This window comes from Streptomyces sp. ME02-8801-2C, from assembly GCF_033793965.1.
Taxonomy (GTDB): domain Bacteria; phylum Actinomycetota; class Actinomycetes; order Streptomycetales; family Streptomycetaceae; genus Streptomyces.
Genome location: NZ_JARAXP010000004.1, coordinates 714,249 through 736,581, shown reverse-complemented (window position 1 = coordinate 736,581; position 22,333 = coordinate 714,249). Strand labels below are relative to the sequence as shown.

At 71.0% G+C, this 22,333-nt stretch carries 18 protein-coding genes; 9 read left to right on the top strand and 9 right to left on the bottom strand.

The window, feature by feature from the left end:
* Position 1: 1 nt before the first annotated feature.
* Positions 2-1,459, bottom strand: a complete 1,458-nt coding sequence (locus PV396_RS16485) for an aldehyde dehydrogenase (protein ID WP_319205229.1) — start codon at positions 1,457-1,459, stop codon at positions 2-4.
* A 190-nt stretch (positions 1,460-1,649) separates the two neighbouring features.
* Between PV396_RS16485 and PV396_RS16480 the strand changes: the two genes are divergently transcribed.
* The 4 genes from PV396_RS16480 (at position 1,650) to PV396_RS16465 (ending at position 4,802) form a co-directional block, all read left to right on the top strand.
* Positions 1,650-2,687: an MBL fold metallo-hydrolase gene (locus PV396_RS16480; protein WP_319205228.1), complete on the top strand. Its 1,038-nt coding sequence runs from the start codon at positions 1,650-1,652 to the stop codon at positions 2,685-2,687.
* A 400-nt stretch (positions 2,688-3,087) separates the two neighbouring features.
* Positions 3,088-3,504: a transglycosylase SLT domain-containing protein gene (locus tag PV396_RS16475; protein WP_319205227.1), complete on the top strand. Its 417-nt coding sequence runs from the start codon at positions 3,088-3,090 to the stop codon at positions 3,502-3,504.
* A gap of 121 nt (positions 3,505-3,625) precedes the next feature.
* Complete coding sequence (locus PV396_RS16470) at positions 3,626-4,309, top strand: YoaK family protein (RefSeq protein ID WP_319205225.1); 684 nt, start codon at positions 3,626-3,628, stop codon at positions 4,307-4,309.
* 271 nt (positions 4,310-4,580) lie between these two features.
* A complete protein-coding gene (locus tag PV396_RS16465; protein ID WP_053744237.1) occupies positions 4,581-4,802 on the top strand; it encodes a hypothetical protein in 222 nt (73 codons plus the stop codon).
* Between the two features lie 278 nt (positions 4,803-5,080).
* Here the strand turns inward: PV396_RS16465 and PV396_RS16460 are convergent, their stop codons facing one another.
* From PV396_RS16460 to PV396_RS16435, 6 genes are all read right to left on the bottom strand, one after another.
* On the bottom strand, positions 5,081-7,345 hold the full coding sequence (locus PV396_RS16460; protein WP_319205223.1) for a protein kinase domain-containing protein: 2,265 nt from the start codon (positions 7,343-7,345) through the stop codon (positions 5,081-5,083).
* Between the two features lie 280 nt (positions 7,346-7,625).
* The gene (locus PV396_RS16455) at positions 7,626-8,222 is read right to left on the bottom strand and encodes a class F sortase (RefSeq protein WP_319205567.1); all 597 of its coding nucleotides are present in this window, start codon (positions 8,220-8,222) and stop codon (positions 7,626-7,628) included.
* A 191-nt stretch (positions 8,223-8,413) separates the two neighbouring features.
* The gene (locus PV396_RS16450) at positions 8,414-8,821 is read right to left on the bottom strand and encodes a hypothetical protein (protein ID WP_319205222.1); all 408 of its coding nucleotides are present in this window, start codon (positions 8,819-8,821) and stop codon (positions 8,414-8,416) included.
* Positions 8,822-8,923: 102 nt separating this feature from the next.
* Positions 8,924-11,017 carry a HAMP domain-containing sensor histidine kinase gene (locus tag PV396_RS16445; RefSeq protein ID WP_319205221.1) on the bottom strand — a complete coding sequence of 698 codons (2,094 nt, stop codon included), beginning with the start codon at positions 11,015-11,017 and terminating at the stop codon, positions 8,924-8,926.
* Positions 11,004-11,774 carry a response regulator transcription factor gene (locus PV396_RS16440; RefSeq protein WP_319205220.1) on the bottom strand — a complete coding sequence of 257 codons (771 nt, stop codon included), beginning with the start codon at positions 11,772-11,774 and terminating at the stop codon, positions 11,004-11,006. Before PV396_RS16440 ends, PV396_RS16445 begins: the two co-directional genes overlap by 14 nt.
* 47 nt (positions 11,775-11,821) lie before the next feature.
* Entirely contained in the window at positions 11,822-13,213 is a 1,392-nt protein-coding gene (locus tag PV396_RS16435; protein WP_319205219.1) for a glycoside hydrolase family 125 protein, read from the bottom strand.
* Between the two features lie 203 nt (positions 13,214-13,416).
* Here PV396_RS16435 and PV396_RS16430 point away from each other — a divergent pair, with 203 nt between their 5' ends.
* The 4 genes from PV396_RS16430 to PV396_RS16415 are packed head-to-tail and all read left to right on the top strand — an operon-like array spanning position 13,417 to position 17,440.
* Positions 13,417-14,439 (top strand): LacI family DNA-binding transcriptional regulator, encoded by a 1,023-nt coding sequence (locus PV396_RS16430; protein ID WP_319205217.1) that lies wholly within the window; start codon positions 13,417-13,419, stop codon positions 14,437-14,439.
* Positions 14,436-15,326, top strand: a complete 891-nt coding sequence (locus PV396_RS16425) for an ATP-binding cassette domain-containing protein (RefSeq protein WP_319205216.1) — start codon at positions 14,436-14,438, stop codon at positions 15,324-15,326. Before PV396_RS16430 ends, PV396_RS16425 begins: the two co-directional genes overlap by 4 nt.
* Positions 15,323-16,402 carry an ABC transporter permease gene (locus PV396_RS16420; RefSeq protein ID WP_319205215.1) on the top strand — a complete coding sequence of 360 codons (1,080 nt, stop codon included), beginning with the start codon at positions 15,323-15,325 and terminating at the stop codon, positions 16,400-16,402. Before PV396_RS16425 ends, PV396_RS16420 begins: the two co-directional genes overlap by 4 nt.
* Positions 16,403-16,456: 54 nt before the next feature.
* Complete coding sequence (locus tag PV396_RS16415; RefSeq protein ID WP_319205213.1) at positions 16,457-17,440, top strand: ABC transporter substrate-binding protein; 984 nt, start codon at positions 16,457-16,459, stop codon at positions 17,438-17,440.
* An 89-nt stretch (positions 17,441-17,529) separates the two neighbouring features.
* Here the strand turns inward: PV396_RS16415 and PV396_RS16410 are convergent, their stop codons facing one another.
* Together PV396_RS16410 and PV396_RS16405 are read right to left on the bottom strand one after the other, a co-directional pair.
* Positions 17,530-19,425: a protein kinase domain-containing protein gene (locus PV396_RS16410; protein ID WP_319205212.1), complete on the bottom strand. Its 1,896-nt coding sequence runs from the start codon at positions 19,423-19,425 to the stop codon at positions 17,530-17,532.
* A gap of 202 nt (positions 19,426-19,627) precedes the next feature.
* Positions 19,628-20,797 carry a steroid 3-ketoacyl-CoA thiolase gene (locus tag PV396_RS16405; protein WP_319205211.1) on the bottom strand — a complete coding sequence of 390 codons (1,170 nt, stop codon included), beginning with the start codon at positions 20,795-20,797 and terminating at the stop codon, positions 19,628-19,630.
* A gap of 269 nt (positions 20,798-21,066) precedes the next feature.
* Between PV396_RS16405 and PV396_RS16400 the strand changes: the two genes are divergently transcribed.
* On the top strand, positions 21,067-22,305 hold the full coding sequence (locus tag PV396_RS16400; protein ID WP_319205210.1) for a cytochrome P450: 1,239 nt from the start codon (positions 21,067-21,069) through the stop codon (positions 22,303-22,305).
* Positions 22,306-22,333: the final 28 nt, after the last annotated feature.

Sequence of the window (22,333 nt, the reverse complement as noted above, 5' to 3'; positions counted from 1 at the left end):
CCTACCCCTCCCAGCCGGCCGGGAGGTGGATCATCTTGTGCTCCAGGTACTCGCCGTATCCCTCGGGCCCGAACTCCCGCCCAAGGCCCGAGTTCTTGTAGCCGCCGAACGGGCCGAGCATGTCGAGGCTGAAGGTGTTCACCGAGTACGTGCCGGTACGGACCTGCCGGGCGACCTCGATGCCGTGGCCGACGTCGGCCGTCCACACGCTGCCGGAGAGGCCGTAGTCGGAGTCGTTCGCGATCTTCACCGCCTCGGACTCGTCGCCGTACGGGATCAGGCAGATGACCGGGCCGAAGATCTCCTCGCGGGCGATGCGCATCGAGTTGTCGACGTCGCCGAAGAGGGTCGGTTCGACGTACCAGCCGCGGTCCAGGCCGGCGGGGCGTCCGCCGCCGGTGAGGATCTTCGCGCCCTCCTCCTGGCCGATGCGGATGTAGTCGAGGTTGCGCTGCTGCTGGCGCTGGGCGACCAACGGGCCGACCTGGGTCGCCGGGTCGAGCGGGTCGCCGACCACCAGCGCGCTCGCGGCCTGGGTGAAGGCGTCCGCGAACTCGTCGTAACGGGAGCGCGGGAGGAGGATGCGGGTCTGGGCCACGCACGCCTGCCCGTTGTTCATCCAGGCCGCGGAGGCGATACCGGGGACGGTGGTGTCGAGGTCGGCGTCGGGGAGCACGACGGCCGCCGACTTCCCGCCCAACTCCAGTGTCACCCGGGTGAGTTGACGTGACGCTACCTCCATCACGCGCTTGCCCGCGGCGACCGAACCGGTGAAGGAGACCTTGTCGATGCCGGGGTGTCCGACGAGGTACTCGCTGACCTCGCGGTCGGCCGGGAGGATGGAGAGGACGCCGGGCGGCAGTCCGGCCTCCTTCGTTATCTCCGCGAGGATGTACGCGTCGAGGGGCGACTCGGGCGACGGCTTCAGGACCGCCGTGCAGCCGGCGAGCAGTGCGGGCGCGAGCTTGGCCGCCGCGGTGAACTGCGGGACGTTCCAGGGGACCACGGCGGCGACGACGCCCACCGGTTCACGCCGGACGAGGATGCGGCCGAGGACTCCGTCGCGTGTCTCCTCGTACGTGAAGTCGCGGGCGACGGTGATGGCCGCGTCCCACACCATCATCGCGCCGAGGGCCTGGGCGAGGACGCTCCAGGAGTAGGGGGAGCCGTTCTCGGAGGAGATGACGCGGCCGATCTCCTCGTACCGCGCCGCGACACCGTCCTTGATGCGGGTGACGACGGCGATCCGCTCGTCGAGTGTCATCCGGGGCCATGGTCCCTCGTCGAAGGCGGTGCGCGCGGCGGCGACGGCCCGGTCGACGTCGGCCGTCGAGGCGTGCGGCACGCGGCCGAAGACCTCTTCGGTGTGGGGGGAGATGACCTCGATGACGTCCTTGCCGAGGGGGTCGGTCAACTCCCCGCCGATGAACAGCTGTCCGTGTTCCACGAGCTCGGTCATGGCCGACTGCCTCTCGCCGACTGCCTCTCCGGGTACCGTCTCTGACGGTTCGTCAGATAGATACGGAGACAGTTACCAGTTCCCCTCCGAGGAGTCCACAGATCGCGCACCACAACGGGGTAAGTGACTCGGGCTCCCATTGAAACCGGTTCTAGTTATAGTTGCCGGCAGCCCAGCCACAGGGGAGCCCATGACAAAGACGTCGACGCAGGTGACCGATCACGGCGGGGGCGTACGGTCCCTCCGGGTCCCCATTCCGAACAATCCCCTCGGCTACACGCTGGTGTACGTCGTCGACACCGACAGCGGACCGGTGCTCGTCGACACAGGCTGGGACGACCCGCTGTCCTGGGAGACCCTTGCCGAGGGCCTGTCGGCGTGCGGTACCGCCGTCGGCGAGATCCATGGCGTGGTGATCACCCACCACCACCCCGACCACCACGGCCTCTCCGGCCAGGTACGGGAGGCGTCCGGGGCGTGGATCGCGATGCACGAGGCGGACATCGCGCTCGTCCGGCGCACGCGCGACAACCGCGCCGAGCGCTGGTACACGTACATGGTCGCGAAGCTCGCGGCGGCCGGCGCGCCCGCCGACCATGTGGCGACCCTGACCAGGACTCCCGTCGGCATGCTGCCCGACTTCTCGCCCGCGCTGCCAGACCGTGAGATCGTCCCGGGCGAACTCCTCGATCTCCCCGGCCGACGGTTGCGCGCGATCTGGACGCCGGGCCACACCCCGGGCCATGTCTGCCTCCACCTCGAGGAGGCCCACCCGGCCCAGCTCCCGGGAAACGGGCGCCTGTTCTCCGGCGACCACCTGCTCCCCGGGATCACCCCGCACATCGGCCTGTACGAGGACCCGGACGACACGACCGTCACCGATCCCCTCGGCGACTACCTCGACTCCCTGGAGCGCATCGGCCGGCTGGCCCCGGCGGAGGTCCTCCCGGCCCACCGACACACCTTCCCCGACTCGACCGTCCGCGTACAGGAGCTCCTCGACCACCACGACGAACGCCTCGCCGGCCTCCGCGCCCTCCTCACCACTCCCCTCACGCCCTGGCAACTGGCGGAACGCATGGAGTGGAACCGCCCCTGGGCCGAGATCCCCCCGGGCTCACGGAACATCGCGGTCTCGGAGGCGGAGGCCCACGTACGCCGCCTGGTCAAACTGGGCCAGGCGGAGGCGGTGACGGGGAGCGACCCGGTGACGTACGTGACTGTCTGAACTCGGTGCCGTCAGCCGGACTGCCCCGTTCGCCGGGCCACACGACGGGCCGCCTTCGAGAGCCAGGTCACTTTCGACGCGCCAGGGACGTGAAGCGGCCCATAGGACGCAGATCACCTACGAAGCGAATTAGTAGATCAATTTCCATGTCATGCCCACACAGAAACGACCCCTGACCTGCGCATTGAGAGCCAGATCACAAACAACGTCTTCAGCCCACATACGAACACAACTAGCAAAAGGGGTGATTGCGGACCCCCCGCCCAGCCTGTTTGTCTGAAGCAGTCGCACGGCGCCACGAACCCCCACGGGTCGCGGCGCCGCCGCATGTCACCGCCACACACGCAGCACCCGGCACCGACTGCACGCGGCCACCCTGACCCCGAAGAAAAGGTTCTCCGTGTTCGTCTCCCGTATCGCCCGCACCCTCGCCTCCCCGAAGAAGGCCCTCACCACCGCCGCCGTGGCCGCCGCCACCGCCGGTATGGTCCTGGCCGCGGCTCCCGCGGAGGCGTCCACCGCCTCCTCGTCCGGCGCCAAGGCGATCGCGCACAAGCTGATCCCGAACGACGCGCAGTTCAACGCCTTCAGCAAGATCGTCGAGCACGAGAGCGGCTGGAACGTCGCCGCCACCAACGCCTCCTCCGGCGCGTACGGCCTGGTCCAGGCCCTCCCCGGCTCGAAGATGGCCTCGGCCGGCTCCGACTGGAAGACCAACGCCGCCACCCAGATCGAGTGGGGCCTGAAGTACATGAACGAGCGCTACGGCAGCCCGGTCGGCGCGTGGAACTTCTGGCAGGCCCACCACTGGTACTGAGCCGACCAGGAACGTACTGGCCCGGTAGGACACGGGTACTCAGGCGCCGGCCCCCGATACTTCGGGGGCCGGTCGTGCTTCCTTTTGTCTCCCCCTTGTCTCCCCGTGATGGAGTGGCCGGATGAGCAAAGAGGCAACCGAGCCGGATTCCGAATCGCGTGGTCTGCGGCTCGTGGCCGTACTGCTGGTGCTGACGGTGGTCAGCGGGCTGATCGACGCCGTCAGCTATCTCGGGCTCGGGCATGTCTTCACCGCCAACATGACCGGCAACGTCGTCGTCCTCGGCTTCGCCGCCGCCGGGGCGCCCGGTTTCTCCGTACCGCACACGCTGACGTCGCTCGCCTCGTTCGTGCTGGGCGCGGTGGCCGGCGGGCGCCTCTCGCGACGGCTGGGCGGTGGTTCGCGCCGCAGGTGGGCCCGGATCACCCTCGCCGTCGAGGCGGTGTTCCTGGGCGCGTCCTCCGTGGTCGCCTTCGTGAGGCCGGACGCGACGGCCACCGTCTACACCCTGATCGCGGTCACGGCCTTCGCGATGGGCCTGCGCAACGCGACCGTACGCAGGCTGGGCGTCCCCGATCTGACGACCACCGTCCTGACGATGACCCTCACCGGTCTCGCCGCCGACTCCCGCGCGGCCGGCGGCACGGGCAGACGCTCCCCGCGCCGCTCGGCGTCGGTGGCGGCGATGGCGGCGGGCGCGGTCCTCGGGGCGTGGCTGGTGGTCCATCACGGCCTGGGGATCCCGCTCCTCGTGGCCGCCGTGGCGGTGGCGGCGCTGGCGGTGAGCGCGTCCGGACGGGAGTGAACGGGGCCCGCGACGCCGTACGGGAGGAGTCGCGTTGCTAACGATTCATAACTCTTGGCGATTACTCCACGTGGTGTCGCGCTGTCCGAGGGGCCGGTCCCGGGGCTGGGATCGGCCGTCCATCACCCGTGTGACCTGCGTGATCCGTGTCGGCGAGCGGGATTTCCCGGCGTCGGCGAGCCCGTCCGCCAAGCCGGTGCCTGTGGGGCCGCCGACAGTGGAGTGCGCTCACGGGGTCCATGGCGGGCCGGAGCGGAGCATACTGGCGTCAATGACAAAGACAGCGGTAACGCGGGCCCACCTGGCCACCAGCCCTTTCAAAGCCCCTGTGGCACCCCCTGCCAAGCACTTCGCGGCAGGCGACCGAGTCACTCACGACGTCTTCGGCCTCGGCCGGGTGACCACCGTCGAGGATGGCATCGCAGTGCTCGTCGACTTCGGCGGGCGTCAGGAACGGATTGTCAGCCCGTACGCCAAGCTGACCGTTCTCTGAGATCTGCCGTGCCCCCCTCTCGAGGATCAGGAGATTTTCCATCGAGCTGACTTCTCTGTTCTCCGCGCCGGAACCGACGACGTTCCACGCGAGGACCGATACCCCGACCCCGGAGATCGACCCCTTCCAGGCGCCGGCCTTCCGGGAGGGGACTCCCGGCGCCTTCGCGACCCCGGCGGAGGATTCCGAAGCCCGGGATCAGCTGTGAGCAGCACCGTCGCAGCGGTGTGACCGCCGGCCGAGTCGCCCAGTGACCGGTTGCGAACTTCGGGTGCCCGTCAGTTCCGGGGCATCGGGAGGGCGTACACCTTGTCGAAATGCTGGGCGATCAGCGGATGCTCCGTCCCCGGCGCGGTGTCGCAGGAGAGCTGCCACTCATTGATGCCGGTGTCCCGGTTGTCGGTGAAGTTCCAGAGCAGTTCGCCCCGCCGGGCATCGATCGCGTAGAAGCCGTCCTTGTTGTCCTCTGCCGTGACGAACACCGCGTCGGCGCCCGCCACCAGGGGATTGTCCAGGTTCAGCCGGGGCGTTTCGCAGAACCAGAGCCGTGAGCCGTCGGCGGCGTCGAACGCCTCGACGCCGTGCGGGCTCCTCGTGGTGCAGTACACCGTGGCGTCCGCGGCGGCGACGGAGGCGAATCCGCCCTTCTCCTGGCGCACCCGCCAGCGCAGCGCACCGGACCTCAGGTCCACGGCGATGAGCTCGTTGTCCGCGGCGAAGACGGTGTCGTCGAGCACCACCGGGGCCGACCGGCTGTCCGACCCGGACGCCAGGGGCCTGCTCCACAGCACGTTGCCCCGGCCGGTGCCGTCGCGGGCCGTCAGCCGGTGCAGCCCGTCCATGTAGACGAAGCGCTCGGCGTCGATGAACGGTTTCAGGTCGAGGCCGATGTCCTGTTTGCTGATGGGGATGACCTGCGCCAGGCGCGCCTTGAGATTCGTACCTAGGACGACGTTCGTGGAGGTGGCCGGTCCGCGTGACCCGTCCGGCCGGTCCTGGCGGTCGAACCGCAGTCCGACGATGGTGACCGTGCCGACGGCCCCGCCGAGCAGCGTGTCGAAGCGGAAGTCCGCGCCGAAGTCCAGCGCGTACCGCTCGGCGCCCGTGACCGCGTCGACGCCCAGCACGGTCGCGCCGGTGCCGAGGGCGACGACGACGTCCGAGACGAGCAGGGGCGGGGTCGGCGACTGGCTGATGCCCTGGTAGGTCCACCGGGGGCGGGAGCCGTCGGTGAGACCGAGGCAGAAGAGGGCGCCGGACTGCGTCTTCATCAGGGCGGTGTCGTTGTAGAAGACCGCCGGTGCCTGGAGCAGCGGTTCGCTTCGGAACGTCCACAGCGGTTCCGGCGCCGGGCCGGCGGGGGTGGCCGCGGCGCTCGAGCTGTTCCTCGAGTAGAGCAGCGCGGAGACGCCGGTGCCCGCGGCGAGCGCGGCAGCCGTGAGGACCCTTCGGCGAGAGGGCTTCGGCCGGGTCGAGTGCCGGGCCCGGTGGGTGCCCCGCTCGGGCGACTGCACGGCAGGCCGCTCGGGCGGCTGCTCGTGCGTCGGGACGGACTTCGGTTCCTGCGGGAGGACGACGCGGCCGGGACCGCTCGAACGCTCCGCGACCAGTCGCTGTACGGCCGCCAGGCGCGGGTCGACCCGGAGGTTGCCCGGACCGGGGGCTGTCGCCAGGGCGGCGGCATGGGCGGGCTCCCGGCCGACGGCGTTCACCTTGGTCTCGAGGTCGAGGTCCAGGTCCATGAGGGCGGCGGCCTGTCCCCTGATGTGGGCAGCCACCGGTTCCGGCAGCCAGTCGCCCCAGTCCAGCGCGTCGGCGCCGCCCGGCGCGCATGCCGCCGACACCCGGTCCGGGCTGGGCCGGGCGTCCGGGGCCTTCGCGAGGCAGCCCCCGATGATCGTGTCCAGGGGGGCGTTGACGCCCGTCAGGTCGGGCGTGCCGTGCACCACCTGGTACAGCAGGGTGGCCGCCGAGGAGCCCTCGAAGGGCGCCTGCCCGGTGGCCGCGTAGGCCAGCACCGAGCCGAGACAGAACACGTCTCCGGGCGGACCCATCGGGTTCCCGGTGGCGTGCTCGGGGCACATGTACCGCGGGGAGCCCAACAGCACGCCGGACAGGGTGAGTTCGTAGCCGTCGGTGGCGCGGACGATGCCGAAGTCGATGACGCGCGGGCCGTCGGCGGAGAGCAGCACGTTGGACGGCTTGAGGTCGCGGTGGACCAGCCCCGCGGAGTGCACGGCGATCAGCGCCTCGGCGAGTCCGGCGCCGAGGGCGAGTACCGATCTCGGCGGCAGCGGGCCGTACGCCTCGACCGCCTCGGCCAGCGTCGGGCCGAGGATGTGGGTGGTGGCGAGCCAGGGGACGGGACCGTCCGGGTCGGCGTCCAGGACGGACGCCGTGTAGGTGCCGCTCACCGCGCGGGCGGCGTCCACCTCGCGGCGGAACCGGTTGCGGAAGGACCTGGCCGAGGCCAGCTCGGGACGGATCACCTTGACGGCTACGGAGTGTTGCCGGTCGTCCTTGGCGAGGAAGACCTCGCCCATGCCTCCCGCGCCGAGTCTCGCGACCGGACGGTAGGGCCCCAACCGGTCCGGATCCGTGGGACGAAGTGGCTCCATTGTCCTCAGCTCGCCTGTTCCCCGTCGTTCCCCGTCTGTTCCCCGTTGGATGAGTCTGGAGGGAGAGTAGGTGCTGAGGAGACAGTTGGCGTACGCAATCGCGTAACTCGTGGCCATTACTTGAGACTTCATGCAGGGATCGTCCGGACGTTACTCGTGACGGCGGGACGAATCCGGCACGGCCCGACCGCTCCTGTATACGAATTCAGCTCCGGGTCGCATAAACGATGAGGTTGTTCACCGGGTGCCCCTGGGCGTCGAAGTCGCCGTCGCAGGTGATCAGCCGCAGGGCACGGTCCCGGGTCGGGCCGTAGACCCTCTGGGTGGGGAAGGCGTCCTTGTCGACACTCTCCGTGTTCGTGACGGTGAAGTGGACGACGTCTCCGTTCACGTCGGTGACGGCGATGTCCGCCCCCTTGGCGATCTTCACGAGGTCGTGGAAGACGGCTTTGCCGAAGCGGGTGTCGTTGTGACCGATGATGACGGCCGCGCCGACCTCACCGGGCACGACCCCGCCCGTGTACCAGCCGGCTGTCATCCCCTTCCCGGCCGGCGGGACCTCGACCGTCCCGTCCGGGTTGAGGCCCAGCCTCATCAGCGGGCTGTCGACTCCCACGGAAGGGACGCTGATCCCGGCAGGGGACGCCGGGGCCGCCGCAGCGTTCGGGGCCGGGGCCTGCTCGACGTCGGGGGCCTCTCGGGCGTCGGGCGAGGCGGTGCCGACCGCGCTGGGGACCACCTGGACCGTCGGGTCCGGGGTGGACGAGCAGCCGGTGAGCCCGGCGACGAGAAGGATCAGCATGGCGGTCGCGAACAGGGCAACGGCGAGACGGCCACGGGTGAGGGCCGTACGGCGTGCCGGGTTCGCAGGAGGTGCAGGGGGCAACGCGAGCTCCAGAACAGGGTGCGGTGCGAGGGGGGGCGGGGAACGCACAGGGCGCCGCCCGGTGAAGGGCGGCGCCACCGTGTCGTCGCTGGGGTCGTGCTGCCGGGTCAGCCTTCGCGGCGGGCGGCGGTGCGGCGGCGCAGTACGTAGGTGCCGGCGCCCGCGAGCAGCAGCGCGCCCGTGGCCGAACCGACGAGGGCGCCGGTGTTGTCGTCCTTGGCGGGGGCCTCGCCCGCGGCGACACCGCCTCGCGGGAACTCCTTCCCGGACGCGGCCTTCGCGGCTTCGGCCTTCCTGCGCTCGGCCTCCTTGGCCTGCAGGGCGTCCTCGCTCCTCTTCTTCTCCAGGGCGTCCTTCCCCTCCGAAGGCACGTCGGAGGCGACCGGGGTCGGAGTCGTGTCCGCGAAGGCAGCGGTGGCCGGGACGAGCAGGGCGCCGGCCGCGACGCCGGTCAGGACGGCGACCCGGAGGGAGGTCAGCGGACGCAGCGGGCGCTTGGTGAGACGGCGGGACATGTAAGGGCTCCAGTTCCAGCCCGGCTTTCGTCGTACCTGGTTGCCGATCCGCACCAGGTTCCGGGCATGGCCCCACCCTGACGGGCAGTTGTGAGGAACCTGTCAGGTCGCCGTGGTCATCCCATCAGGGTCGCGCCCGGTCCCCGCCGCTGCCGCCGTCGGCAGCCGCAGTGTGAAGGTGGCCCCCTCCCCCTCCGTGCTCGTCACGTCCACCGTGCCGCCGTGGGCCTCGGCGAGCTTGAGGACGATCGCGAGGCCCAGACCGCTGCCGCCGGTACTGCGGCTGCGGGACTTCTCCGCCCGCCAGAAACGGTCGAAGACATACGGGAGATCGGCGGCCGGAATGCCCGTGCCGGTGTCGGACACCTCTACGGCGAGCTGCTCGCCGGTGTCGGTGACGTACGAGCGCAGGGTCACCCTGCCGCCGGCCGGTGTGTGGCGCACCGCGTTGGAGAGCAGGTTGCTGACGGTCTGGCGCAGCCGCACGGGGTCGGCGTCCAGGAGGGGCAGGCCGGGGCCCGTCGTCGGCAGGACGGTGAGGGAGACGCCCGCCGTCTCGGCCAACCCCTGGTGGGCGGAGGCGACTTGGCCGAGCAGTTCGTCGATCCGTACCGGCTTGCGGTGCAGTCGCAGGGCGCCCGCGTCGGCCGCGCCGAGGTCCTGGAGGTCGTTGATGAGGTGCTGGAGCTGCACCGCCTCCTCCAGGAGCGAGGAGACGAACGCCGGGTCGGGCTGGGCCAGTCCGTCGTGGGCCGCCTCCAGCCAGCCCCTGATGTTGCTCAGCGGCGTACGCAGTTCGTGGGCGACGTCGCTGACCATGACCTTGCGCTGTTCCTCCAGCCTGGCCCGGTGCGCGGCCATGTCGTTGAAGGCCGCCGTCAGCCGTCCGATCTCGTTGTCGGAGACGACCGGCACGGGCACCGGCGTCGAGTCCAGGCCGTCCCGCATCCGCTGGGCGGCGCCGGTGAGCGCGTGCAGCGGGCGTACGAGTCTGCCTCCCGCGAGGACCGACGCGCCGACGGTGAGGGCGAGGACCAGGGCGGTGACCCCGGCGATGCGGGCGGTGTTGGCCGGGGAGAGGTCGAAGCCGGGTACCCCGGCGGCGCCGGGGCCGTCGATGAACAGCAGGGCGGGTCCGGCGACATAGGCGGTGAGCTGCTCGCGGCGGGCGCTGACGACACAGGCGGCGACGGCCCGGTCGTAGCCGCTGTCGCGGAACTCGGAGGGGACGTAGTCGATCGCGCCGCCGGCAGCCGCTTTCCGCTCGGCCGCCTCGGCGTCCTCCTCCCGCTTCGCGGCCAGGAGCGCTTCTTCCGCCGCCGCGCGCTTGCGGCGGGTGGCCTCGGCGTCGGAGAGCGCCTCGTAGTCCTGCCCGTAGGGGGTGCCGTAGGCCCGGTTCCAGGACAGGTCCAGGTTCAGTTGCACAGCCGTACGGCCCTGTCGTTTCAGGCAGGCGTCGGCCAGTTGGTTGAGGGCCTTGAGCGCCTTCCGCTCGGTCGGGGTGGCACCGGTCTCGAAGCCTTCCAGGCACTTGGCCTGCGTGGAACGGTCGACCTCGCTGTCCGTCCCGTTCTCCTCGCTCACGAACTGGACGCGGGTGCGTCCGCCCGGGCTCTCGACGAGGTCGGCGGCGATACCGAGTCGGTTGAGGCACTCCACCTGCCCGGCGGAGGCCTTGCGCAGCGCGGCCCGCTCGGCCGCGGGCAGGCGGAAGGGGCCCACGGCCCGTGGGTCGACGCGGTCCGCGCCGGCCTTGGCCGCGTCGGGCACCAGCACGGTGTCGACGGACAGCGGGTCGACGACCGCGGAGGCCTGCGGCGCGAGCGTGGCCGGCGGTGAACCGCCCTTTGCGGACGGGGAGTCGGCCGAGTCGACGAACGGGCGCCGGCCCTCGTTGGTCAGCACGATCCGGCGCCCCGACTGCTGGGCCAGGTCGCGCACAGTGGCGTCGACGCCGTCCCAGTCGGGGTGGGTGGCCGCGTAGCCGAGGAGGGTGTTGTAGATCTGGGCGTCGGACTTGAGGTTCTGCCCCTGCTCCTGGCGGATCGCGACGGTGGTCGTCTGCACGGCCAGCCAGGCGGTCGCGGCGACCGAACAGGAGGCCACCAGCGCCGTCACGGTCAGCAGCCGCCCGGCCAGGCTCCTGCGGAGCGGCAGCCGGGCACTCGTCGCGCGCGCCTTGTCACGACGACGCATGGTGCGCGTTCCTCGCGGGGTCCGTCAGTTTGTAGCCGACGCCGAAGACGGTGACGATCCGGGACGGGCGTCGCGGGGCGCGTTCGATCTTCTTGCGCAGGTTCATGATGTGCACGTCGACGGTCCGGCCGCTGATGTACTTGTCGAAGCCGTGCAGTTCCTCCAGGAGCCGCGCCCGGGTGAACACCCGGCCGGGCTGGGCCGCCATCGCCGCGAGGATACGGAACTCACCGGGCGTGCACTCGACGGGCGCCCCGGCGATCGACACCTCGTGCCGCGCCGGGTCGACACTGAGCGCGCCGACCGCCAACACCTTCTCGTCCGGGGCGGCTTCGGGTTCCGGAGCGGCGGGCTGAGCCGGTACGGGTACGGGGTCCGGGTCGGTGCCGCGCCGGTTGCGGCGCAGCAACGTCCGTACCCTGGCCGTCAGTTCGCGTGGACTGAACGGCTTGGTCATGTAGTCGTCGGCGCCGAGGTCGAGGCCGAGGAGCAGATCGTCCTCGGTGCTGCGGGCCGTCAGCATCAGCACCGGAACCTCCCGGCGTTCGGCGCGCAGGATTCGTACGACGTCGAGGCCGTCGGCTCTGGGCATCATCACGTCGAGGACGACCAGGTCGGGTTCCTGGTGCCGGACGGCCTCCAGAGCCGCCCGGCCGTCCTCCACGACGGTGACGGTGTGACCCTCGTGCTCCAGATATCGGCGCACCAGTTCGGCCTGTTTCGCGTCGTCTTCGGCGACCACAATGTTTGCGCACACGCCGGAGATCGTAGCGACCGACGGCGCCGCGAGGACCGTAAGCGCCTTTACCCGGAGGGCAGTTCGGTGGTGGACAGGCGGGGATGCAGACGGGTCGTCGAGCGGCCCGTGAGGTCCAGGAGCAGTTCGGCGAAGAGGGCGTCGCCCCAGCCGAACCAGGCGCGGGTGAAGTTCGCGGGGTCGTCCACGTGGAAGCTCTCGTGCACGGAGCCGGTGCCCGCGTCGGTGCGCAGCAGCAGCTCGGCGAGGCGGGTCCGCTCGCCCGGGTCGTCACTGGTCAGTGCCTGCATGGTGAGGGAGAGCGGCCAGACATGGCCGGGCGGGGTGTGCGGGCTGCCGATGCCGGAGGCCCAACCGCCCGCGTAGTAGTAGGGGTTGGCGTCACTGAGGACGAACTCGCGGGTGCGCAGGTAGAGCTGGTCGCCCGGGTCGCACCAGCCGAGGTAGGGCAGTGAGAGCAGGCTCGGGATGTTGGCGTCGTCCATCAGCAACTGCCCGCCGAGACCGTCGACTTCGTACGCGTACACCGCCGGGTCTGCCCCTGCGGTCACCCCGTGCGTACGTACGCCGGTGGCGATCTCGCCCGAGAGGGCCACGGCGTCGGCGGCGAGGTCGAGGTCTCCGAGTACCGTCGCCAGTTCGGCGAGGCCGGCGAGTGAGACGGCCGCCATGGCGTTGGCCGGGACCAGGAAGCCGTGCCGGCAGCGGTCGTCGCTGGGGCGGAAGCCGGACCAGGTCATGCCGGTGGGCGCGACCGGTGCGCCCCGGCCGCCGCGCGGCAGCGAGTCGAACGCGTCGTCGCCGAGGCGCCGGAACTCGTACGGTGAGTGCTTCTCGTGGTCCTGCTCGACCCGCCACAGGGCGACGATTCGGCGGGCGGCGCGGACGAAGCGGTCGTCGGCGGTGAGGTGGCCGAGGCTGCCGGTGGCCCGCCAGATGCCGTAGGCGAGCTGGAGCGGGGCGCAGAGCGAGTCGACCTCGTACTTCTGTTCCCAGACCAGCGGGTCGGGGGTCGGTTCGTCGATGTAACCGGCGCCGGAGCCGTCGGGTTCGGCGTTGAAGGAGTTGGCGTACGGGTCGGCGAGGACGTAGCGCAGCTGGCGGCGCAGGACTCCGGTGAGCGCGGCGGCGACGGCGGGATCGTCGGCGGCGAGGAGGTACGGGCGGACCTGGGCGGTGCTGTCGCGCAGCCACATCGCGGGGATGTCGCCGGTGAGGACGAAGATCTCGCCGTCGGGCAGCGGGCGCATGGCCCTGCCCCAGGTGCCGGTCAGCAGCCCGGTGAAGCGGTCGGCGGCGCGCGGATCGAGGGAGCGCAGCTCGCGGCGCACGTCGGCGCTCAGGGCACGGAGACCTTCCGGCAGCTCACCTTCCGGCAGTCCGCCTTCGCCCGGTGCGCCTTCCCGCAGGCCGCCGTCTGGTTCGTCGATCGATCGCATGATCATCCTCTCGCGCACTTCCCCCACCACCGACCGAGACAACGTTGTTTCGGAACAACGTTGTCGGACCCTACGCACCCGGCACCACACCGCGCAAGGGCGGGAAAAATCCCCGTTGCGATCCATTGACAACGTTGTTTCACGGCGGTTTGCTGTGCGGCACACAGCGACACCGAGCGACCCATTTCGGAGTGATGCCGGACATGCGAACGCCCACCATGCGGGAGGTCGCCGCCCTCGCCGGGGTGTCGATCAAGACCGTCTCCCGGTTCGTCAACGGTGACGAGACGGTCTCCCGCGCGATCGCGGAACGGGTGCGCGCCGCCATAGACGAGACCGGTTACCGCCGCAACGACCTCGCCCGGAGCCTGCGCCCCGGACAGCGCAGCACCACGCTGGCGCTGCTGGTCGGCGACCTGTCCAACCCGTTCTACGGCTCGATCGCCAACGGTGTCATGAGCGCGGCCCGCGCGGGCGGCCACAACGTCGTGCTGGCCAGCTCGGACGAGGACCCCGAGGCCGAGCGCCGCAGCATCGACGACCTGCTCGGCCAGCGGGTGGCCGGGCTGCTGATCGTGCCGGGCGCCATGGACTACGGCTATCTGGGCCGCGAGGTCGCCCAGGGCACCCCGGTGGTCTTCCTGGACCGGCCCGCGCTGGGCCTGGACGCGGACACCGTGCTGCTGGACAACCACGGGGGCGCCCGCAAGGCCACCGAGCATCTGATCGCCGCGGGTCACCGGCGGATCGGCGTCGTGGTGGCGGCCAGCTACCACACCACGGGCCGTCGGCTCGACGGCTATCTGGAGGCCGTGCGCGCCGCCTTCGGCGAGGTCGACGAGGCCCTGATCGCCCGGCTGGAGCACGGCACCCGGGCGGAGGCCGAGGAGGCCACCGCCGGACTGCTGGCGCTGCCCCCGGACCGGCGCCCCACGGCCCTGTTCACCACCACCAACTTCCTGACCTACGGCGCTCTGCGCGCCATGGGCGCCATGACCCCGCAACCCGGCCCGGAGCAGGGCCCGGCCCTGGTCGGCTTCGACGACTTCCCCTTCGCCGACCTGCTGCCCACCCCCGTGACGGTCGTGTCGGGGGACGCCTACGAGATGGGCCGCGAGGCCGCCCGACTGCTGCTGGCCCGGCTCGCGGGCGAGAGCGGACCACCCCGCCGGGTCGAGCTCGGCACCGTACTGACCCCCCGTGGAAGCGGAGAGCTGACGCCATGAGCACCCCCACTCCCGAGGCCACCCCGGGTCCCGCCGCCCCGGCTTCGGCCATCCCGGCTCCGGCCGTCACCCCCGTCCTGGAACTGTCCGGCATCGTCAAGAGCTACGGCCAGGTCCAGGCGCTGCGCGGTGCCGCGCTCACCGTCTACCCGGGCGAGGTCGTCGCGCTGGTCGGCGACAACGGCGCAGGCAAGAGCACCACCATCAAGGTCATCTCCGGGGTGATCCAGCCCGACGCGGGCGAGATCAGGGTCGACGGCAGGCCGGTGACCATCCCGGACCCGATCGCAGCCCGCCGCCTCGGCATCGAGACCGTCTACCAGGATCTGGCTCTCGCCCCGGATCTGGACCCCGCCGAGAACCTCTTCCTCGGCCGCGAGATCCTGCGCCCCGGCCTGCTCGGCAAGCTCGGCTTCCTGGACCGCAAGGCCATGCGCGCCAAGGCCGACGAGGCGTTCGGCTCGCTCGGCGTCGGCATCCAGGACACCGCCGCGCAGGTCGTCACGATGTCCGGCGGTCAGCGCCAGGGCATCGCGGTCGGCCGGGCGGTCAACTGGGCGGACCGGGTGCTGCTGATGGACGAACCGACGGCCGCCCTGGGTGTCGTACAGACGGAACGGGTCGGGCAGTTGATCCAGCGGGTCCGGGCGTCGGGCGTGGCGGTGGTGCTGATCAGCCACAACCTGCCGTTCGTGTTCGAGTACGCCGACCGGATCGAGGTACTGCGGCTCGGGCAGCGGGTGGCCCGACTGTCCGGCGCGACGGCGACCAGCGAGAACGTACTCGGCGCCATGACGGGCGCACTCACCTTCGATGACGGTACGGACCCGGATCCAGCCCTGATTCCAGCCGTCGACGGCTCCGACCGCAGCGAGGACCAGTCATGACGACGCCCACGACGCCCACCACACCGACGCCCCCTGCCACCGAGGTGAAGTCCGCCGCCCCCGGGCCGGACGGGAGCACCGCCCGTCCCCTGCGCTCGGCCGCCCTCGCCGCCGCCTGGCGCAACATGAAGGGCACCCGGAGTCTGGCCCTGATCGTCCTGCTGGTGCTGCTCGCGGTCTTCGGCGCGGCCTACCCCGACAACTTCCTCACCGCCTACAACCTGCGCAGTGTCGCCATCGAGGCCGCCTCCTACTGTGTGCTGGCCATCGGGATGACGTTCGTGATGACCACCGGCGGCATCGACCTCTCGGTGGGCTCGGTGCTGATCTTCTCCGGGGTCGTCGGCGTGAAGGTCATGACGGCACTGGGCGGCGGCGGCCCGCTGACCCTGCTGGCGGGTCTGGTGACGACGATGGCGACAGGCCTCGCGTGGGGCGTGCTGAACGGGCTGCTGGTCACGAAGGCCAAACTCCCGCCGCTGATCGCCACGTTGGCCACCCTCTCGGCGGCCGGCGGCGGCGCGCTGGTCCTCACCAACGGCCTCGACCTGCGCGGGGTTCCCGACTCCCTGGTCAGCGGCCTCGGCTTCGGCCGCTTCCTCGGTATCCCGTACACGGTGTGGCTGGCCATCGGCCTCACCATCGCGGGCGCGATCGTCCTCGGCCTGACCCGCTTCGGCACCTACACCCGCACGATCGGTTCCAACGTCGAGGCCGCCCGCCGCGCGGGAGTCGCCGTCGACCGCCATCTGATCAAGGTGTACGCGCTCTGCGGGCTCCTCGCCGGGATCGCCGCGTACGTCAACCTGGCCCGCTTCTCCACCACCACTGTCGGCGGCCACACCGGGGACAACCTCCAGGCGATCGTCGCCACCGTGCTCGGCGGCACCAGCCTCTTCGGCGGGGTGGGCAGCGTCCTGGGCACCGCCTTCGGCTCCCTCATCCCGGCCGTGCTCAGCAACGGCCTGGTCATCGTCGGCCTCCAGCCGTTCTGGCAGCAGGTCGCGGTCGGCGCGGTCCTGGCGGGGGTCGTGTACGTCGACCACGTCAACCGGCGCCGCCGCACGCTGCGTTAGGCCCTCCCTCTCGCCCCAGCTCCCAACGCCCCGTCGCATCAATGGAGTTGAACCATGCAGACCGCCCACCTCACCCTCAGAGGCGCCGCCCTCGCCACCGCCGTCCTCCTGGGCGCCACCGCCTGCGGGTCCGGCGACTCGTCCTCCTCCACCGCGAACCCCAAGGTGACCGTCATCCTCGGGACAGCGTCCGACTCCTTCTACAACACCCTGGGTTGCGGCGCGAAGGCCGAGGGCAAGAAGCTCGGCGCGACCGTGGACGTCCAGGGCGCGACGACCTTCGACCCGGCGACCCAGACGCCGATCCTCACCAGCACGGTCGCGAAGAAACCGAACGCCATCGTCATCGCGCCGACCGACTCCAAGGCCCTGGGCACGCCGCTGAAGCAGGCCAACGAGGCCGGCATCAAGATCGTGACGGCCGACACGGGCCTCGACGACACGAGCTTCATCTCCTCCGCCGTCTCCTCGAACAACGTGGAGGGCGGCGCCGAGGCGGCCCGCACCCTGGCGAAGCTCGTCGGCGAGAAGGGCAAGGTCGTCATCATCGGCGGCACCCCGGGTGTCACCACGGCCGACCAGCGGATCAAGGGCTTCGAGACCGAGATCAAGAAGTACCCGGACATCACCTTCGTGGGCGTGCAGCCCTCCACCCCCAGCGGCGGCGTCGTCGAGGCGGCCCGCCTCACCGCCGCGTCCCTCTCCAAGGACCCCGACCTGGCGGGCATCTTCTCCATCAGCACCCCGGCCAGCGACGGCGCCAACAACGCCATCAAGGACGCGGGCAAGGTCGGCAAGGTCAAGGTGGTCGGCTTCGACGCGGGCCCCGCGCAGGTCGAGCAACTGAAGAAGGGCACGGTCCAGGCACTGATCGCCCAGAAGGCGGAGGAAATCGGCGCTCAGGCGGTACGGGAGGCGGTGAACGCGGTCCAGGGCAAGAAGGTGACGAAGTCGATCGGGACGTCGTTCGTGTCGATCACGGCGGCGAACCTGGGGGACGCGGACGTGAGCAAGTACGTGTACCGGTCGACCTGCTGACGTTCAGCCAGAGATCAGTCAGGCAGGCGCCGCTCGGGCAGTAACTGACGTACGGCTCCGCCCTGTTTCGGGGCGGAGTCACCACTTCGTCACTTCGTCGCCCGCAGGTTGTCCCAGGTCGCCTGCTTCACCAGGCCGTCGACGGTCAGTCCCTTGTCGTACTGGAAGTTCTTCATCGCGGTCTCCAGCCCTTCTCCGAACACACCGTCCACACCGGTGCCGCCGATGTCGTACCCGCGCTTCGACAGGATGCACTGGACCTGCTTGACGCGCTTGCCCGTGTCGCCGAGTTCCGTACGCGCCTTGCCCGCGTAGTACGTGCAGTCGGTGACCCAGGGTGCCGTGGCGGAATCGGTCGGGGAGGTGTCCGGGGAGGGGGTGGCGGAGGGCGTGGGGCTGGTCTCGGTGCCGCCGTCCGTTCCGGTGCCTGTACCCGTGTCCGTGCCTGTACCCGTGCCGGTGCCGGTACCCGCGCCGGTGTCCGGGGCCGTGTCCGTCGGGGCGCCCGGCGCCGGGACGTCCGGCTCACCGTCGCCGTCGGTGTCGCCGCCCTCGGTGCCGGAGCCGGGCACGAGGGACGGTGCGGCGGGGCCGTCGGCGGTCTCGGTGCCGCTGCCCGGCGCGGCCGGGGCCGACTTGCCGTCCGAGGTCCCCGGCTTCGGCGGGGCGCCGCCCGCCTTGCCCTCGATGCCCACGGAGTCCGACGCGGACACCCCGGGGGGCGAGGCGGTCGCGCGGTCCGCCGGACGGGCGAGTACGAAGACCAGCGCGGCCAGGGCACAGAGGGCGACGGCCGCGGAAGCGGCCGGTACCGGCCTGCGGACCCAGGCGAGAGCCCGCTTCGGGCGCCGCTTCCCGGTGGACGTCTCGGCGGACGCCGCGTCCGGGGTCGCCGACGGGACGAGGCCCACATCCTTCGCCGGACCCTGACCCGACCCCGGAACCTGACCCGAACCCGAACCTAAAACCGCCACCGCGGACGCCGGGTTCGGGCGGCGGCCCGGGAAGCGCAGCTCCGCCGCCCGCTCGACGGGGAAGCGGTGCAGCACGTCGTACGCCCGCTGCCGCTCCAGCACGCTGCCGAGCAACGGCTGCGGCCACTCGAGCGCCTGGACGGACCCGGCGGCACGCTCACGTGCCGCCCCGACCAGCTCCGCCGGCGTCGGCCGCCGCTCGGGCTCCTTGACGAGGCAGGCGGAGAGGAGTGCGCCCAGCTCCGGGTCGGTCGCCGTGATCTCGCCGATCAGCTCGGCGTCGGGCTCCTCGAACGCGACCCGGTGCATCACGTCGACGCCGGTGCCGTCACCGAAGGGGGCCCGGCCGGCCGCCGCGTAGATCAGTGTCCCGGCGAGCGAGAACACGTCGGACGCCGCGTCGCAGTGGCCGGTCCGCAGATACTCCGGGGACATGTAGGCGGGCGTTCCGACCCGGTTGCCGGTGCCGGTGATCGCACTCGCGTCGGCGGCCTTGGAGATGCCGAAATCGATGACGTGGGCGCCCCGGACCGACAGCAGCACGTTGGACGGCTTCAGGTCCCGGTGCACGATCCCCGTGGCGGCGAGGTCGGCGAGCGCCTGCCCCAGCTCCGCCACCAGCCGCCAGACGGCGCCCGGCTCCAGGGCACCGCCCTCCCGGACGGCGACCGCGAGATCGAGCGCGGCGAGATACTCCGTGGCCATCCACAGCAGCTCGTCCTGGAACCCCGTACCGCACAGCCTCGGTGCGCGCGGTGTACGGACCCGGCCGTGCACCAACGCCTCCTGCTCGAACCGGCGCCGGAACGTCGCGTCCTCGGCGTACTCCGGCCGGATCACCTTGACGGCGAACAGGCCGGGGCTGTCGTCCGAGGGGCGCGCGAGATAGACCCGCCCCATGCCACCGCTGCCCAGCAGTGCCAACGGCACGTAGGGGCCGACATGCTCGGGGTCGGCGGGGCGCAGCGGCGCGGCAGCGGTCTGCCGCAGCGCGGCAGCTTCGTCTGTCACGGAACCCCCGAAATGATGTTCTCCATACGCCAGTTCGCCTCACTGGGCACAACGAGGCTAACTCAGCACGCGCGTACGCACAGGGTTTCGATCAGTTCCGCACGGCGGAAGCGGGAAGTCCCGGCTCGACCTCCCGCCCCGCCACCGCCGGTGCTCCCTCCTCGGCCGGGGAGCCATGACCGCGGCCACCACCGCGCCGGTCTCACAACCGCTGGATGATCGTCCCCGTTGCCAGCGCCCCGCCCGCGCACATGGTGATCAGCGCGAACTCCTTGTCCACGCGCTCCAGTTCGTGCAGTGCCGTCGCGATCAGCCGAGCCCCGGTGGCCCCCACCGGATGCCCGAGGGCGATCGCCCCGCCGTTCACATTCACCTTCTCCAGGTCCTGTTCGAAGACCTGCGTCCAGCTGAGCACCACGGAGGCGAACGCCTCGTTGATCTCGATCAGGTCGATGTCCTTCAGCGTCATACCCGCCTTGCCGAGGACCGCCCGCGTCGCGTCTACGGGTCCGTCCAGATGGAAGTGCGGGTCCGACCCCACCAGCGCCTGGGCCACGATCCGCGCCCTCGGGCGCAGCTTCAGCGCCCGCGCCATCCGCTTCGACGCCCACAGGAGCGCGGCGGAACCGTCGCTGATCTGGGAGGAGTTGCCCGCCGTGTGGACGGCCGTGGGCATGATCGGCTTGAGGGAGGCCAGCGCGTCGGCCGAGGTGTCCCGCAGCCCCTCGTCCCGGTCGACGAGGCGCCACATGCCCTGTCCGGCGCCCTGTTCCTCCTCCGTCGTGGGCACCTGGACGGCGAACGTCTCCCGCTTGAACCGCTCCTCTCCCCACGCGACCGCCGCCCGCTCCTGCGACAGGAGCCCCAGCGCGTCCACGTCCTCGCGGGTCAGTCCCCGGCGCCGGGCGATCCGTTCCGCCGCCTCGAACTGGTTGGGCAGATCCACGTTCCACTCGTCCGGGAACGGCTTCCCGGGGCCGTGCTTGGACGCCGATCCCAGCGGCACCCGCGACATGGCCTCGACCCCGCAGCTGATGCCGACGTCGATGACGCCCGCCGCGATCATGTTGGCGACCATGTGCGAGGCCTGCTGGGACGAGCCGCACTGGGCGTTGACCGTCGTCGCCGCGGTCTCGTACGGCAGGCCCATGGTCAGCCACGCGGTGCGGGTGGGGTTGGCGGACTGTTCGCCGGCCTGGGTGACCGCACCGCCGACGATCTGTTCGACGCAGTCGGCGGGGATGCCGGTGCGGCCCAGGAGCTCGCGATAGGTCTCACCCAGGAGGTAGGCGGGATGCAGGTTGGCGAGCGCGCCGCCGCGCCTGCCGATGGGGGTGCGTACGGCTTCGACGATCACGGGTTCCGCGGCCATGGTGGGGAGTTCCTCTCCTCAGGTCACCCGCGCGGCGCGGGCGTCCCGGCCCACCCGCCACGCAGAACTAGTACGCGTTCTAGTTCTGTTTGCAGTCTGCTGACGGGTCCTCGAACACCGCAACCCCCTTGCAGCGCCCGAAAGCACAACCGGTGCCCGGAATTGGTGGTGTCGTGACCCTTGCCTCTTCTGGAACCCGTTACTACCTTCGCGACACCCACCCATTCCTGATGGACCGTCAGATACTGATCAGATGACGGGAGTTTCCGATGGCGTCCTGCCCCGCGATGCCCGAAGGGTTCGACTTCACCGACCCCGACCTGCTCCAAGACCGCGTACCTCTCCCGGAGTTCGCCGAGCTGCGCGCCACCGAGCCGGTCCACTGGGTGCCCCAGCACCCCGGCATCGCGGGCTTCGCCGACGAGGGCTACTGGGCTGTCACCCGGCACGCGGACGTCAAGTACGTGTCCACACACCCGGAGTTGTTCTCGTCCACCACCAACACGGCGATCATCCGCTTCAACGAGCGCATCGAGCGTGACGCGATCGACGCCCAGCGGCTGATCCTGCTCAACATGGACCCGCCCGAGCACACCCGCGTCCGCCAGATCGTGCAGCGCGGCTTCACCCCGCGTGCGATCCGCGCCCTCGAGGACAACCTGCGGAGCCGCGCGCTCGCCATCGCCGCGAACGCCGCCGCCCGCAGCGGCCCGTTCGACTTCGTCACCGAGGTCGCCTGCGAACTGCCCCTCCAGGCCATCGCCGAACTGATCGGCATCCCTCAGGAGGACCGTCTCAGGATCTTCGAGTGGTCCAACAGGATGATCTCGTACGACGATCCGGAGTACGCGATCACCGAGGAGGTCGGCCAGGAGTCGGCCATGGAACTCATCGCATACGCCATGAACATGTCCGCCGACCGCAAGCAGTGCCCGGCGAAGGACATCGTCACCACGCTGGTGGCCGCGGAGAACGAGGGCAACCTCACCTCGGACGAGTTCGGCTTCTTCGTGCTGATGCTGGCCGTCGCGGGCAACGAGACCACCCGCAACGCCATCACCCACGGCATGCACGCCTTCCTCACCCACCCCGACCAGTGGGACCTGTACAAGCGTGAACGTCCGGCGACCACCGCCGAGGAGATCGTGCGGTTCGCGACCCCCATCGTGTCCTTCCAGCGAACGGCCACCCGGGACACGGAGCTGGGCGGCCAGAAGATCAAGGAAGGGGACCGAGTTGGCCTGTTCTACTCCTCCGCCAACCGCGACCCCGAGGTCTTCGACTCCCCGGACGTCTTCGACATCACCCGCGACCCCAATCCCCACCTCGGCTTCGGCGGCGGAGGCCCGCACTTCTGCCTCGGCAAGTCGCTGGCCGTCATGGAGATCAACCTGATCTTCAACGCCCTCGCCGACGCCATGCCGGGCCTCACCCTGGCGGGCGACCCACGCCGACTGCGCTCGGCCTGGGTCAACGGGGTCAAGGAACTTCAGGTGAGCGCCGGCTGACCCGCGCCCGGCCCAGTACTCGGGCCGG

Coding starts and splice junctions, on each gene's coding strand:
- PV396_RS16455 (WP_319205567.1), bottom strand. CDS start 8,222: ATGCTGATCCTTCTCGTCGCCGGGCTCACCGGCTGCTCGTCCACCCCG.
- PV396_RS16430 (WP_319205217.1), top strand. CDS start 13,417: ATGCGAACGCCCACCATGCGGGAGGTCGCCGCCCTCGCCGGGGTGTCG.
- PV396_RS16445 (WP_319205221.1), bottom strand. CDS start 11,017: ATGCGTCGTCGTGACAAGGCGCGCGCGACGAGTGCCCGGCTGCCGCTC.
- PV396_RS16465 (WP_053744237.1), top strand. CDS start 4,581: ATGACAAAGACAGCGGTAACGCGGGCCCACCTGGCCACCAGCCCTTTC.
- PV396_RS16460 (WP_319205223.1), bottom strand. CDS start 7,345: ATGGGCGAGGTCTTCCTCGCCAAGGACGACCGGCAACACTCCGTAGCC.
- PV396_RS16435 (WP_319205219.1), bottom strand. CDS start 13,213: ATGCGATCGATCGACGAACCAGACGGCGGCCTGCGGGAAGGCGCACCG.
- PV396_RS16415 (WP_319205213.1), top strand. CDS start 16,457: ATGCAGACCGCCCACCTCACCCTCAGAGGCGCCGCCCTCGCCACCGCC.
- PV396_RS16405 (WP_319205211.1), bottom strand. CDS start 20,797: ATGGCCGCGGAACCCGTGATCGTCGAAGCCGTACGCACCCCCATCGGC.
- PV396_RS16480 (WP_319205228.1), top strand. CDS start 1,650: ATGACAAAGACGTCGACGCAGGTGACCGATCACGGCGGGGGCGTACGG.
- PV396_RS16470 (WP_319205225.1), top strand. CDS start 3,626: ATGAGCAAAGAGGCAACCGAGCCGGATTCCGAATCGCGTGGTCTGCGG.
- PV396_RS16400 (WP_319205210.1), top strand. CDS start 21,067: ATGGCGTCCTGCCCCGCGATGCCCGAAGGGTTCGACTTCACCGACCCC.
- PV396_RS16425 (WP_319205216.1), top strand. CDS start 14,436: ATGAGCACCCCCACTCCCGAGGCCACCCCGGGTCCCGCCGCCCCGGCT.
- PV396_RS16485 (WP_319205229.1), bottom strand. CDS start 1,459: ATGACCGAGCTCGTGGAACACGGACAGCTGTTCATCGGCGGGGAGTTG.
- PV396_RS16420 (WP_319205215.1), top strand. CDS start 15,323: ATGACGACGCCCACGACGCCCACCACACCGACGCCCCCTGCCACCGAG.
- PV396_RS16450 (WP_319205222.1), bottom strand. CDS start 8,821: ATGTCCCGCCGTCTCACCAAGCGCCCGCTGCGTCCGCTGACCTCCCTC.